This is a genomic window from Youngiibacter multivorans (genome assembly GCF_017873395.1).
Classification (GTDB): domain Bacteria; phylum Bacillota; class Clostridia; order Clostridiales; family Clostridiaceae; genus Youngiibacter; species Youngiibacter multivorans.
Window position 1 is genome coordinate 79,664 of the sequence record NZ_JAGGKC010000008.1, and the last position, 13,472, is coordinate 93,135.

Genomic DNA, 13,472 nt, shown 5'->3' on the forward strand with positions numbered 1-13,472 from the left:
ACATATTTTTTTCACTCTCCATCACGGCTTAATGATCACTGTAAGCTTACGTATATAGTTTTCCATGCGTGCTATGACATCATATTCGCCATCCCGAATGCACCAGTCGAATGATACTCCCCTTGCGGTGACCAGCAGGAAATCCACTATCTCGTCTGTAGTCATCCCTCTGGTAACATCACCCATTTCCTGACCGCGGGATACAACCCTCCGCAGCAGCTCGATCATATAGCGGCCTTTGGTCGCATACATCTTCGACTTCGGGCTGAACAGCTGCTTCTGCAGGTCTGTACCTGTAAGGCTGACATATATGCCATAATACCTGAAGTAAAGGACGATTTCATCAAGCCCATTCCCTTTCATCAGGTTCTCCTCGACAATGTCCCTGAAATACTCATCGGCTTTCTTGAATATCTCAACAAGAATGTCATTCTTGGAGACAAAGTAGGAATAGAAGGAACCGACTGCTACGCCTGCATCCCTGCATACCTCGCTTACTGTGAAGTTCTCGTATCCTTTGGTCTTCATGAGGGCTATGGCTGACTTATATATCCTGTCCCGGGTCTCAATGGCCTGGAGCCTTCTTTTGCTGTGTTCCTTCATAAAGGGTCCTCCTTCTGATAGAAGTAATGACAGACAGCAAATTGGCCGCTTTCGCGGCCAATGCTGTTATCTCAGCACTGCCCCAAGCTGGTACTCAAGGCTTCTTAGTATCTTATCATGGACCTTCTGGACTTCACCGTCAGTAAGTGTCCTGTCAGGATTCCTGTAGATAAGGCTGTATGCGATTGACTTCTTGCCCTCAGGAACCTGTGATCCCTTGTAGACATCGAACAGCTTCACGCTTTCAAGGAGCGCTCCGCCCTGCTTTATTATCACTGCCTCTATCTGTCCTGACAGTACCTCATCGTCAACAAGCACCGCAAGGTCCCTGGAAATTGCAGGGTACTTTGGAAGCTGGCTGTATTTTCTTGTGAGCGAAGCTTTCCTGTACAGGGTATCCAGGTCAAGCTCCAATATGTAGCAAGGAACACCGATTCCATAGTTGTCCAGAACAGACGGGTGGATTTCACCAAAAGTACCTATGGCTTCGCCTGCAGCTGAAACATCTGCGGATTTTCCAGGGTGGTAGGCTACCTTCTTCGACCTCTCATATGAAACCTTTTCGATTCCGAATTCCTCAAGTATCGTCTCAAGAAGACCCTTAATCTCGAAAAGAAGGTCTCCGCCATACATTCCAACTGTAAGGACTTCCTTTTCAAGAGGAAGGACTTCGTTCCTGTCAAGGTAAATCCTGCCGATTTCAAACAATGCAGCTTCAGGATTGCTCCTTGTCAAATTCCTTGAAAGGTTCTCCATCATTGAAGGCACTGAGGTTGTCCTCATGATCGAATAGTCCTCTCCGAGGGGGTTCCTTATTTCAACTACCTTCCTCAGTTCGGAGTTCTCCGGGATAAGCACCTTGTCAAGGGCTTTCCTTGATATGAACGAGTAGGCTATGGACTCATAAAGTCCCGATGCAACAAGCACCTGCTTCAGGGTATCCCTCATCCTCTGGATGGGATACTTTCCGCTTCTTACAGTTCTTATCGATGGAACTGTAGCAGGAATCCTGTCATATCCGTAGATCCTGGCAATCTCCTCGGCGATGTCCTCCTTGATGTTGAGGTCACCTCTGAAGGTCGGGGTAGTTACTGTAAGTACCCCTTCATTCAGTTCCGCGTTCATGTCAAGGCTATTAAGGATCCTTGCCATCTCTTCGCCGCTGATGTCAGTGCCTATGAATGAATTCACGTAGCTGACTCCAAGTGTGATTGTGTTAGGGACTCTTCTTATGTTGTATACATCGACTGTTTCAGATACGATCTCGCCTGCCTTAAGCTCTTCGACAAGGCTGCAGAACCTTTTCACTGCCAGCTCGCAGAGGTTGGGGTCTATGTCCTTGTTGAATCTTAAGGATGCTTCGGTCTTGAGGCCAAGGAAGCCCTCGGACCTTCTTATCGACACTCCGTCAAAGTTCGCAGCCTCAAGGATTATCCTGGTTGTGTCCTCCTTTATCTCCGAATCAAGACCACCCATTATTCCTCCAAGACCTATGACCTTGGAATCATCCTGGATGAGGATCGTGCCGGAATTAAGGGTTCTTTCGACTGAGTCCAGTGTAGTGAATTTAGTTCCTTCAACCGACTCTTTTATCCTTATGACTCCTGAGGTTATCTCCCTTCTGTCGAAGGCGTGCAGAGGCTGTCCGATCTCAAGCATGACAAAATTTGTAAGGTCGACGATGTTGTTTATCGGTCTAACACCGGCTTCAAGAAGTCTTGACTGAATCCACTCAGGGCTTTCCTCTATCTTTACATTTACGATCTCTTTTGCCATATACCTTCTGCATTTGTCAGTATCAATGGATACAGAAACCGGCGCATCAGAGGATGCTGTGGAAGTATATGCATAGTTTGGCTGTCTGTAGCTTAAACCAAGGGTTGCGGCAGTTTCTCTTGCCATACCGAGTATGCTCAGGCAGTCAGGCCTGTTGGAGGTTATCTCGAGGTCAAGCACACCACCGTTGAGACCTAGCACATCCTTGATGTCTTTTCCCAGAGGAGTTCCATCCTTAAGGATCATAAGGCCATCGCAGGTCCCCTCCTCGGCGAGTCCCAGCTCCTCCATTGAACAGAACATGCCGTTGGATTCAACACCTCTCAGCTTGCCCTTCTTGATCTTAAGACCTCCCCAGAGGGTGGAGCCATGAAGCGCAACCGGTATGGTATCTCCTTCCTTCATGTTTGTGGCAGCAGTCACTATCTGGATTATAGATCCGTTTCCGATATCCACCTGACAGATCAACAGCTTGTCAGCCTCCGGGTGCTTCCCGAGCTCTACTATCTTTCCAGTCACAACATTCTCTATTATCTTGAAGGTCTCCTCGACACCTTCAACCTTGGAGCCTGACATAGTAAGCCTGTCTCCGAGAGCCTTGATGTCGATGTCTACGTCAACATAGTCTTTCAGCCAATTCACTGGTAATTTCATAAATTAGTCCTCCTATCTGAACTGCTTCAGGAATCTCATGTCGCTTTCGTACAGGAGCCTGATATCGTCTATTCCATATTTCAGCATTACAAGCCTGTCCAGACCGAATCCGAACGCGAAGCCTGAATATTCTTCAGGGTCTATTCCGCCGTTCCTAAGGACATCCGGATGGACCATACCGCAGCCGACTAGCTCAATCCAGCCTTCACCCTTGCATACCCTGCAGCCTTCACCACCGCAAACGAAACAGGTGGCATCCATTTCTGCCGAAGGCTCTGTGAACGGGAAGTGATGCGGTCTGAACTTTGTTTTTATTCCCTCGCCGTACAGCTTCTTTATAAACTGCTCCAGTGTGCCCTTCAGGTCTGCGAAGGTGATTCCCTTGTCGATGACAAGACCTTCAATCTGGTAGAAGATAGGAGAATGAGTAGCATCCAGGTCATCGGACCTGTACACTTTCCCAGGGGATATCATCTTTATCGGAGGTTTCTGGTTCTCCATTGTGCGTATCTGGACTGGCGAGGTCTGGGTCCTAAGAACAACGTTGTCGTTTATGTAGAAGGTATCCTGTTCGCCTCTTGCAGGATGATCCTTCGGGATGTTCAGAGTCTCGAAGTTGTAATAGTCTAGCTCAACCTCAGGCCCTTCCTCTATTGTGAAGCCCAGCTCGAGGAATATCTTCTCGATTTCGTTCAGCGTAAGGCTGAGCGGATGGTTTCCGCCTATCACCGGTCTCTTGCCTGGAAGCGTAATATCGACGACCTCTGAGGAAAGCTTCCTATCCCTTTCCTTGTTCTTTAGCTCTTCCTTGAGAATTTCAATTCTCGACTCAAGCTCCTCCTTGGCATCATTCACGAGCTTGCCCATGAGAGGTCTCTCTTCGGGAGTCAGAGCTCCCATGCTCCTGAGGACCTGAGTGAATGCACCCTTCTTTCCGAGGAATTCCACCCTGAGCTTCTCTATCTCTTCCATATTTGAGACTTCAGCAATTTTAGACAGGAACTCCTGCTTGATCGATTCAATCTGGTTTTTCATATTATCCTCCATTTCCATGCATTATCAGACAAAATTTATGTAATAAAAAACCGCCCCTGGTTAGGGACGGATATTTCCGCGGTACCACCCTAAGTTGGCTGAAAATCAGCCCACTTTAGGAATATAACGGTTCTAACCGCCGAAGACTACTCTTTTCATCTCCGGAGCTCATAAGTGAACTTCATCTGGTGCTTTCCAAGTGCGTTTTCAGTCTATGACGCAGCATCCCTTTGTGGCAGCATTCCGGACTACTCTCTTAATCAGTGCCTGTTTTGAATATGCCCACTAATTATAAATCATTGCAAAACTAAATTCAAGCGGGCCTTTAATCATGTTTTCATAGATTCCTCAAGCTGACGAACCCTTTCGAATATGATTACTGAGGCAGCGATAGAAGCATTGAGGCTTTCAGCGTTTCCAGGCATTGGTATCCTCAGGAGAATGGATGCCCTGTCCATAAGCTCCTGCCTTACACCGTTTCCTTCATTACCTATCACAAGAATCATGTCTCCGGTCAGGTCTGCGGAATATATGCTTCTCTTTGCCTCCAGAGAAGTCACTGCAAGGGGAATCCCTTCAGCTGCAAGTCTCTCCAGTTCATCGTCCCCATCAAGCGTTACCGGCAGGTGGAATATGGATCCCATTGAGCTTCTCATTGCTTTCTCAGAGTATGGATCAGCAGAGCCCTTGCCTAGGATGACCCGGCTTGCCCCTCCTGCATGAGCAGACCGTATGATGGTCCCGACGTTCCCGGGATCCTGAAGCCTGTCAAGATATATGATGAGGCCTTTGGACTCTGGAACCTTTCTCGAATCGGCAATTACAGCTACTACACCCTGAGGTGTCTCGGTAGATGAAAGCTGCCTGATAACATCAGGATTCGAGGCTATGAGTTCGTGAACTTCAGAATCAAGGTAGCTTCCCAGATACCTCTGGAGCTGGTCTCCCTCACTGGAGTCGTAAACGACTGCCCGCACGTCCATTCCTGCCTTGAAGGCCTCCTGGACCATTCTGAAGCCCTCGACCAGGAAAAGCCCCCTGAGGCGCCTTTCCTTCCTGTCCATAAGCTTCCTGAACTCTTTGATCTTTGGGTTGCTTTTGCTTTCTATGGTAATAACTCTAGTCACCTGATATCATGTGCTCAAGCCTTGCGAGATCTTCTGTGTTACCGATGCAGAGGAGCACGTCTCCTTCCTTGATTTTATCCTTAGCATTAGGAGATATATTGATGTCATCGACAGATTTAATAGCCATTATGTTAATTCCGTATTTTGACCTGACATCAAGATCAAGTATTTCCTTGCCATACCAGTCTGTAGGTGCCTGGATCTCTATCACACTGTAATCAGGTGAAAGCTCTATGAAATCGAGGAGGTTTGATGAAACAAGATTGTGCGCGACCCTGACTCCCATATCTCTTTCAGGAAGTATGACCTTGTCTGCGCCGATTTTGGTCAGGACCTTCGCATGCATTTCACTTTGTGCCTTGGCTACAATATACTTTACCCCTGATTCCCTTAGAATAAGGGTTGTCATAATTGATGCCTGTACATTTGAGCCTATGGTGACTACAGCTACATCGAAATTCCTGATTCCAAGGGTCCTTAGCGCATATTCATCAGTTGCATCCATCTGGACCGCATGGGTAACCTTGTCAGAAATATTTTGTATGACATCTTCGTCTGAATCAATAGCCAGAATGTCATGCCCCATTGAAAAAAGTGTCTCTGCGACAGACCTTCCGAATCTGCCAAGTCCTATTACCACGTATTGCTTGCTTGCCATTTGAATTCTCCCGCCTTTATCCGATTAATAGCTTGTCTTCAGGGTATTTTATTGCAGCCGGATGCTTGATGTTGGCAAGCGCCAGCATTACAGTCAGCGGCCCTACTCTTCCAAGATACATAGTGACACCGATAATGACCTTTCCCATTGATGACAGGTCAGGAGTTATGCCAAGTGAAAGTCCTACAGTACCAAACGCCGAGAAAACTTCATACATGATCATTTCCATAGGTTTTCCGGCTTCAGTCATTGCAAGGAGTATGATATCGAAGAGCACAAGGGCAATACCTATTGCAAAGACTGAAATTGCTTTGTAGACAGTACCCTTGGACAGTCGCTTGCCGAACAGCTCTGTATCCTCTCTGCCCTTGAGCACCGAGAAGATAGTAAATATTACAATACCGAAGGTGGTCGTCTTTATACCGCCAGCTGTTGATCCAGGAGATCCTCCGATGAACATCAGGAGCATAGTTATGAACCTGCTGGCTGGAGCCATGTCAGTCAGGTTTACTGAATTGAATCCTGCAGTCCTTGGGGTCACTGATGCGAACCAGGCGTTCACTAGCTTGTTGCCGAAAGTCATTCCGGAAAGCGTATAATTCCATTCAAGGATGAGAAAGACAAACATGCCGCCGAAAAGGAGTATGCCTGTAATCAGCAGCACTACCTTTGCATGAAGCGAGAGTCTCCTCATCAGTTTTGGACTCTTCCTGTTATTCCAAAGCTCAAGCCAGACGGAAAAGCCTAAGCCACCGATGACTATAAGTGCACCTGTGGTGAGTATCAGTACTTTGTTTGTATTCAGCAGTGTGAGCGATTGGAATTTACCTGTTATTTCATTTCCGAAAAGATCAAAACCGGCATTGCAGAAAGCCGAGATTGAGTGCCAGAAGCCTAAGTATACACCTTTGGAAACCCCATGCTCAGGTATGAACTGAGTCATGAAAATCAAGGCAGCGGTAAACTGGACTCCGAAAGTGAAGAACAGCAGGTACCTCACAAGCTTTATGATTCCCTGCAGATTCTGTGCATTGTAAGCTTCCTGCATTACAAGCCGTTCTCTAAGTGTGATCTTTTTCCCGATTACCAGGGCTACCATAGTAGTCACTGACATGAATCCAAGTCCGCCGAGCTCTATCAATATGGCAATGACAGTCTTGCCGAAATAATTCCAATGGGTACCTGTGTCCAGGGTTACCAGTCCTGTGACGCAGACTGCAGATGTTGCTGTGAATATCGAGTCAAGAAAATTCGTGAATTCTCCGGATTGCGATGAAACAGGCAGCGACAATACAAGACCTCCGGTCAGAATCACAGCTGCAAAGCCGATAGATAATATCTGGACCGGATTGAGGGATCTTTTCTTGGTTACGGGTATTCTCATAACGCACCTCGAAGCTTCTGTTATTCTATAATAATATATCTAATATGACTTTACTTCAAGCAATCACGTCCAATGAGCATTCAGTGGCCTGTGATGTTTTTTCTTCAAATCAATAAAACCTGACGAAAAGTCAGGTTTATTGGCTCAACATGGTTTATTTAATTAAGCAAGTTTTGTCTTTGCTGTGTTGACAATCTCAGTGAATGCCTTTGGATCGTTTATAGCGATCTCAGAGAGCATTTTCCTGTTGATTTCAATTCCTGCGAGCTTGAGTCCGTTCATCAGCCTTGAATAGGTGAGTCCGTTCATCCTTGCAGCAGCGTTTATTCTTGCTATCCAGAGGCTTCTGAAGTCTCTCTTCTTAAGCTTCCTTCCAACATATGCGTTCCTGAGTGCCCTTATTACTGTTTCATTAGCAGTTCTGAAGAGCTTGCTCTTTCCGCCGTAGTAACCCTTGGCGAGCTTTAATACTTTCTTATGGTTCTTATGAGCGTTTACCGCCCTTTTTACTCTTGCCATTTTCTATCCTCCCGTATTCCTACTAAATGTAAGGCAGCAGCTTCTTGATTGTCTTTACCTGGGAAGCTGATACATATCCGCTCTTCCTGAGGTTTCTCTTCCTCTTGGAAGACTTCTTCGTGAGGATGTGGCTCTTGAACGCCTTAGCTCTCTTGAACTTTCCGCTTCCTGTCTTCTTTATCCTCTTTGCAGTGGCTCTATGTGTCTTCATTTTTGGCATAGTGGTTTCCTCCCCTTGAGTTAAGATTTTTTAGGTGTCATAATCATAATCATGTTCCTGCCTTCCATTTTTGCAGGTTTTTCAATGATGCCAACATCTTCCAACTTGCCGGCGAAGGATTCCAGTATCTTCAAACCGTTCTGTGAATAAGCAGCTTCTCTTCCCCTGAACCTCACGGTAACCTTCAGCTTGTCGCCGTCCTGCAGGAACTTCCTTGCATTGTTGGCTTTGATGTCGATGTCGTGTTCCTCAGTGGACGGACTGAAGCGTATTTCCTTTAGGGTTATGACCTTCTGGTTCTTCCTGGCTTCCTTTTCCTTCTTTGCCTGCTCATAGTTGAACTTGTGATAGTCCATGATTTTGCATACCGGCGGCTTAGCCGTTGGCGCTATCATTACTAGGTCAAGTTCCTTCTCTTCTGCCATCCTAAGTGCATCCTTAGCTGACACGATACCGAGCTGTTCGCCTGTACTGGAAATGAGCCTTACTTCCTTCTCCCTGATCTCGTTGTTGATTGGTACGTTTTTATTTATAGTTTTCACCTCCGAATTTGGAATGCTGAAACAATGATAATAAAAAAGGACGGTACAAACCGTCCTCAAAACTCATTGATAAATCCATGAATCCTTGACCATACAGCATAACCGTAGGGTGAGAAACGGCCGTTTCTTCTTTACTAAACTAGTATATCGGAACCATCGAAGCATGTCAACAAAAAAATCGCAAAATTATGCTGGGAAAATGAGGAAAATGAGGCCTGAAAGTCACCTTAAGCCTGCAAGCCTTAGCAGAAAGTATAAGACTACGACAATAATTATCGGAAGGCAGCCATTTCCGCCTTCAGGAGGCTTTCTGCTGCTGCGTTTCTTACTATCGTCATCCTCGATAAGGGATATCAGTGGAATGATCTCATCAGGACCCGATTTGCCTGAAAGTCTTACGAGAACCATATCAGCCTCCTGGAGCAGAATTCAGGAAAAGAATGAGCCATCACCCGGATGGCTCAATTATACATTCTTATTTGACTTTCGTGCAAGCCGATGCTTGTCCCGGTATCTTGGAATGCATCCTTATGCTGCTATTTCTTCAAAGTCTCAATAAGGCTTGCGAGGACGTCCTTGCAGTCGCCTACCACGCCATAGTGAGCTACATTGAATATGGGCGCTTCAGGATTCTCATTCACAGCTATAAATGTTCCTGGCTTGATTACACCGCCGGTGTGCATGACAGCACCGCTTATTCCGAAGGCTATGTAGAGTTTCGGCTTTACAATCTTTCCGCTCTGTCCTATCTGGTATTCCTCGGATATCCATCCTTCCTGGACGATAGGCCTGGTTGCACCAACCATTCCACCGATCAGGTCTGCAAGCTCCTGGAGCCTGTCAAAGTCTCCCTTGGTCTTGAAGCCTCTGCCGCCTGCAACTATGACATCAGCCTTGCAAATGTCATTTTCACATTCGACCCTTGGTATCGACTTGATTATCCTGGTCAGGATGTCAGCATCAGTTACCTTTACTTCCTCTTTAACTGGTATGCCTGTCTTTGACTCATCAGGTTTCACAAGCTCAAGCATTCCAGGCTTGACTGTAGCTATCTGAGGTCTTCTTTCCTTACAAAGTATGTCGACTATCACTTCACCGTTGAGATATGGCTTCTTCTGCATCAGGAGCTTTGCTCCTTCTATAATATCCATGTCCAGGTCTATGCAGTCGGCAGATATACCAGTCTCCAGTCTGACACCTATCCTTGGCGCAAGGTCTCTTCCAACGCTGTCAGCTCCGAATAGAACCGACGCAGGCTTGTATTTCCCTATCAGGACTTCTAGGACATTCGCATAGCTATTGGCATCATAATCCTTAAGGTTCTCCTCATCGACATATATTACCTCATCAGCTCCATAGGCGTATGGCTGAAGAAGGGACTTCTTCATGCCGTGGCCGATTATTACTGCAGTCACCTTTTCATCAAACTTTGTACCAAGGGCCTTCGCCTTGCCAATCAGCTCGAATGTGACCTGAGGTACCTTATCCTTGTTGCTGTGGGCAACAACCCAAATTCCTGTATCTGTAGACATGTCTTCACCTATCCTTACTTCACTCATAATGCTTACTTTGCGGCCTTGGCAAGTTCTGCAATCTTCCTGGCTATATCAACTGTGCTGCCGGAAAGCATCCTGCATGCTCCTGCTGCCCTCTCGACCATGTGCATTTCACCTACGACCGTTGGCGAGCCGGGTACCCCTACAGCTTCAGCTGCAAGTCCGAGATTTGCGGTATTAACGACTTCGATTGGAGAGCTTACTGCAAACCTGATGTTCTTAAGGTCCATGTATCTTGGCTTATTGACCTCTCCAGTTACGGAGAGCATTGCCGGAAGCTTTGCTTCGACCTCAAGGTCACCGTTTTCTGAGGCCTTTTTGACGATCACCCTGCCTGCCTCAATGGACACCAGCTCATCTACGTATGTCAGCTGGGCGATTCCAAGCCTTTCAGCGATTGCAGGCCCTACTATGCTTGTCTCAGCATCTATTGCATGCTTTCCGCAGATTATCAGGTCGCAGCCCGGAACATACTTCTTGATGGTCTCCGTAAGAGCAAGAGAAGTGGCGATGGTATCGGATCCTGCAAGGGCTCTGTCGGTTAAGAGGATACCCTTGTCTATTCCCATTGCAAGGCACTCTCTCAGTGAGTTCTCAGCAGAAGGGATGCCCATTGTAATTGCATAAGTCTCGGCTCCGAACTTATCCTTCAGTTCGAGAGCAAGCTCGACTGCATTGAGGTCATAGGGATTTATGAAGAGCTCTGCTCCTCTTCTGTCTATGTTCTTGGTCTTCTTGTCTATCTTGACATCATCAGAATTGAATACTTCCTTGATGCAAACTACGATTTTCAAAGTATCATACCTCCAGTTATTTAATGCTAAGCATTGAGTTTCCAATAATCATCTTCTGTATTTCAGTGGTGCCTTCCCCGATTTCGAGTATCTTGGCATCCCTCAGCAGTCTTTCAGGAACGAATTCCTTGCTGTATCCGTTGCCGCCGTGGATCTGGATGGCTGCATCCGCGGACCAGACAGCCCTTTGGCCGCCATAAGCCTTAAGACATGCTGCTGGTACTGAGAATGGCTGTTTATTTTCTCTCAGGTAGCATATCTTTTCTGTAAGCGCTTCTGCTGTTTCTATTGCAATCTTCATGTCTGCTATCTTGAAGGAAACTGCCTCGAATTTTCCGATTGACTGTCCGAATGCCTTTCTTTCATTGGCATACTTCACAGATTCATCCATGCATCTTCTCATGACACCAACGCTCATGGCTCCTATGAGATGTCTGCCGATATCGAGGACCTCCATGCAATACTTGAAGCCCTTCCCGAGCTCGCCTATCAGGTTCTCCTTGGGTACCCTGCAGTTGCTCATGAACAGCTCTCCTGTGTCAGATCCCCTTATGCCCATCTTGTCTTCCTTGTGGCCGAACTTCAATCCGGGGTTGCCCTTCTCAACCATGATAACGCTGATACCTCTGGTACCCTTGGTCTTGTCTGTCAGCACGGCAAGAAGATAGAATCCGCTTACGCTGTAGTTAGTTATCCATGCCTTCTGGCCGTTGATTACCCATTCATCGCCTTCGAGATGAGCTGTAGACTTGATTCCAGCTGCATCTGAACCTGCAGATGGCTCCGTAAGTGCAAAGCAGCCTATGCAGTTCCCCGAGTTCATATCAGGCATAAGTCTGTCCTTGAGTTCCTTGCTGGCATACTTGGCGAATATGTGTGCTGCAAGATAGTGGGCATCAAGAGTTATCGCTATGCTGGAGCTTCCATAAGCCATCTCTTCAGTAAAAATAGTTTCGGCATATGAATCAAGGCCTGCGCCGCCATAGGCAGGATCTTCCGTAAGACCGAACGCTCCGTACTTTGCTATTTCCTTCATAACATGCCAGGGAAATTCCGCCTTTTGGTCCATTTCCTTGTCAAATGGCATAACCTCGTTCTTCACGAGCTCCCTTGCCATCTTCCTAACCATTTCATTCTGTTTTATATTCATTAAAGTCAGTACCTCCTATTTGCTTTATCTAAATAAGCTTCTTATCCTTAAGGACTTCTATCTTTTCAGCCGAGTAACCAAGAACCTTCCTGAGGATGTCGTCAGTATCCTGTCCTAAAGTAGGCGCACCTCTCCATACCTTTCCCGGAGTTCCTGAGAGCTTTGGAATTATGCCGACAGCCTTTATGTCTTTTTCAAGAGTCTCATCTCTGTATGTGATTATGTCTCCCCTGTCAATCCAGTGAGGATCGTTAATTATATCTTCAACAGAGTTGATTTTGCTTGCAGGAACCTTGAATTTTGCCATATGTTTGACAATTTCCTCACAGGTCCTTTCTCCGCACCATTTAACAATGTATGCCCTTAGCTCTTTTCCTCTCTCAGAATTCATGGCCTGAGGAGATCCGCCAGCCTCTGCGAACGAATAGGTATTTATATCCAGTCCGAATGCCTGGATGGCTCTCTTGTAAACGCCTGGTCCATATGCACCTATAACCATGTAAGCTCCGGTCTTGTCCTGGAATAGTCCGTAAGGCTGGAATGCAGGTGAATCCGGACCGCTCCTTCTCTTGACATTTCCTGTCTCGGAGTAGGTTACGACAGTATCAGCAAGAAGCTTTGCACAAGCCTCGAATTGGGCAAGGTCGACCTCCTGTCCTTTACCAGTCTTCTCAGCGTTGATGTATGCTGAAAGAATTCCGAACGCAGCTACATAGGATGACAGGTAGTCGTTGAACCATGGCTTGACTATTGCCGGTGGAGCCGGCTCGGGATTGCCGTTTATGAACGCATATCCGCCATATGCCTGACCTATCATGTCATAAGAAGCCCTGTCACATATTTCAGGGTCTCCGCCAAACTGTGGCCTTCCGAATCCGCTTATATGACATATTACAAGCTTCGGATTAGCAGCGAGCAGCTCTTCGTTATATATACCCAGCTTTTCAAGCCAGACCATGTTTTCTACAAGGATATCAGACGATTTGACAAGGTCCATGAACATTTCCTTGCATTCAGGTACATCGAGTGAAAACTCCATTGTAAGGCTCAGCCTGTTTCTTGCATCCTGTGCCCAGGTTGTGGATACCTTCCTGTCTTCGTGCTTTGCAAAAGGTGCGAGCACTCTCAAAGTGTCTCCTACTCCAGGCCTCTCTATATGGACAACCTCAGCACCAAAATCGGCTAGAAGGTTTGCTGTGTTTGGACCTGCAACTATTGACCCGAGTGATAGTACACGAACTCCTGAAAGCGGCCCGAATTCAGGTATGATAGTGTTTTTTGCTGTCATTTTTAACTCTCCTTTTTTTGTTTTATTATTAACGATATCTTATTAAGCAAAAGTCGTGCCAAAATATTGGGAGAGTTAAAAAACATGGCTTTGACAAGGAAATATCAGCATCCTGAGCAGTTTTTTTAACAAGCTTGTCAAGAATAAAACAGACTAGAATAATAAA

General features: G+C 46.4%; 14 protein-coding genes and 1 other annotated feature. All 14 genes read right to left on the minus strand.

Going from position 1 to position 13,472, the window contains the following annotated elements:
* Positions 1–21: 21 nt before the first annotated feature.
* The 14 genes from J2Z34_RS06290 to J2Z34_RS06355 all read right to left on the minus strand — a co-directional run bounded on the left by J2Z34_RS06290 (position 22) and on the right by J2Z34_RS06355 (position 13,306).
* The gene (locus tag J2Z34_RS06290; protein ID WP_209459018.1) at positions 22–603 is read right to left on the minus strand and encodes a TetR/AcrR family transcriptional regulator; all 582 of its coding nucleotides are present in this window, start codon (positions 601–603) and stop codon (positions 22–24) included.
* A 66-nt stretch (positions 604–669) separates the two neighbouring features.
* A complete protein-coding gene (gene pheT / locus J2Z34_RS06295; RefSeq protein ID WP_209459019.1) occupies positions 670–3,033 on the minus strand; it encodes a phenylalanine--tRNA ligase subunit beta in 2,364 nt (787 codons plus the stop codon).
* Between the two features lie 12 nt (positions 3,034–3,045).
* Positions 3,046–4,068 carry a phenylalanine--tRNA ligase subunit alpha gene (pheS, locus tag J2Z34_RS06300; RefSeq protein WP_209459020.1) on the minus strand — a complete coding sequence of 341 codons (1,023 nt, stop codon included), beginning with the start codon at positions 4,066–4,068 and terminating at the stop codon, positions 3,046–3,048.
* A gap of 59 nt (positions 4,069–4,127) precedes the next feature.
* Positions 4,128–4,341, minus strand: a binding site (T-box leader).
* Between the two features lie 56 nt (positions 4,342–4,397).
* Positions 4,398–5,195, minus strand: coding sequence for a TrmH family RNA methyltransferase (locus J2Z34_RS06305; RefSeq protein WP_209459021.1), 798 nt, complete (start codon positions 5,193–5,195; stop codon positions 4,398–4,400).
* On the minus strand, positions 5,188–5,853 hold the full coding sequence (locus J2Z34_RS06310; RefSeq protein WP_209459022.1) for a potassium channel family protein: 666 nt from the start codon (positions 5,851–5,853) through the stop codon (positions 5,188–5,190). Before J2Z34_RS06310 ends, J2Z34_RS06305 begins: the two co-directional genes overlap by 8 nt.
* A gap of 16 nt (positions 5,854–5,869) precedes the next feature.
* Positions 5,870–7,237, minus strand: coding sequence for a TrkH family potassium uptake protein (locus J2Z34_RS06315; RefSeq protein WP_209459023.1), 1,368 nt, complete (start codon positions 7,235–7,237; stop codon positions 5,870–5,872).
* A 162-nt stretch (positions 7,238–7,399) separates the two neighbouring features.
* A complete protein-coding gene (rplT, locus tag J2Z34_RS06320; protein WP_209459024.1) occupies positions 7,400–7,756 on the minus strand; it encodes a 50S ribosomal protein L20 in 357 nt (118 codons plus the stop codon).
* A gap of 22 nt (positions 7,757–7,778) precedes the next feature.
* Positions 7,779–7,976 carry a 50S ribosomal protein L35 gene (rpmI, locus tag J2Z34_RS06325; protein ID WP_023388244.1) on the minus strand — a complete coding sequence of 66 codons (198 nt, stop codon included), beginning with the start codon at positions 7,974–7,976 and terminating at the stop codon, positions 7,779–7,781.
* A 20-nt stretch (positions 7,977–7,996) separates the two neighbouring features.
* Complete coding sequence (infC, locus tag J2Z34_RS06330; RefSeq protein WP_209459025.1) at positions 7,997–8,518, minus strand: translation initiation factor IF-3; 522 nt, start codon at positions 8,516–8,518, stop codon at positions 7,997–7,999.
* Between the two features lie 222 nt (positions 8,519–8,740).
* The gene (locus J2Z34_RS06335) at positions 8,741–8,926 is read right to left on the minus strand and encodes a hypothetical protein (protein WP_209459026.1); all 186 of its coding nucleotides are present in this window, start codon (positions 8,924–8,926) and stop codon (positions 8,741–8,743) included.
* Between the two features lie 128 nt (positions 8,927–9,054).
* On the minus strand, positions 9,055–10,077 hold the full coding sequence (locus J2Z34_RS06340) for an electron transfer flavoprotein subunit alpha/FixB family protein (RefSeq protein ID WP_209459027.1): 1,023 nt from the start codon (positions 10,075–10,077) through the stop codon (positions 9,055–9,057).
* Positions 10,078–10,082: 5 nt separating this feature from the next.
* Positions 10,083–10,868 (minus strand): electron transfer flavoprotein subunit beta/FixA family protein, encoded by a 786-nt coding sequence (locus tag J2Z34_RS06345; protein ID WP_209459028.1) that lies wholly within the window; start codon positions 10,866–10,868, stop codon positions 10,083–10,085.
* Between the two features lie 16 nt (positions 10,869–10,884).
* Positions 10,885–12,018, minus strand: coding sequence for an acyl-CoA dehydrogenase family protein (locus J2Z34_RS06350; RefSeq protein WP_209459029.1), 1,134 nt, complete (start codon positions 12,016–12,018; stop codon positions 10,885–10,887).
* 28 nt (positions 12,019–12,046) lie between these two features.
* The gene (locus tag J2Z34_RS06355) at positions 12,047–13,306 is read right to left on the minus strand and encodes a CaiB/BaiF CoA transferase family protein (protein ID WP_209459030.1); all 1,260 of its coding nucleotides are present in this window, start codon (positions 13,304–13,306) and stop codon (positions 12,047–12,049) included.
* Positions 13,307–13,472: the final 166 nt, after the last annotated feature.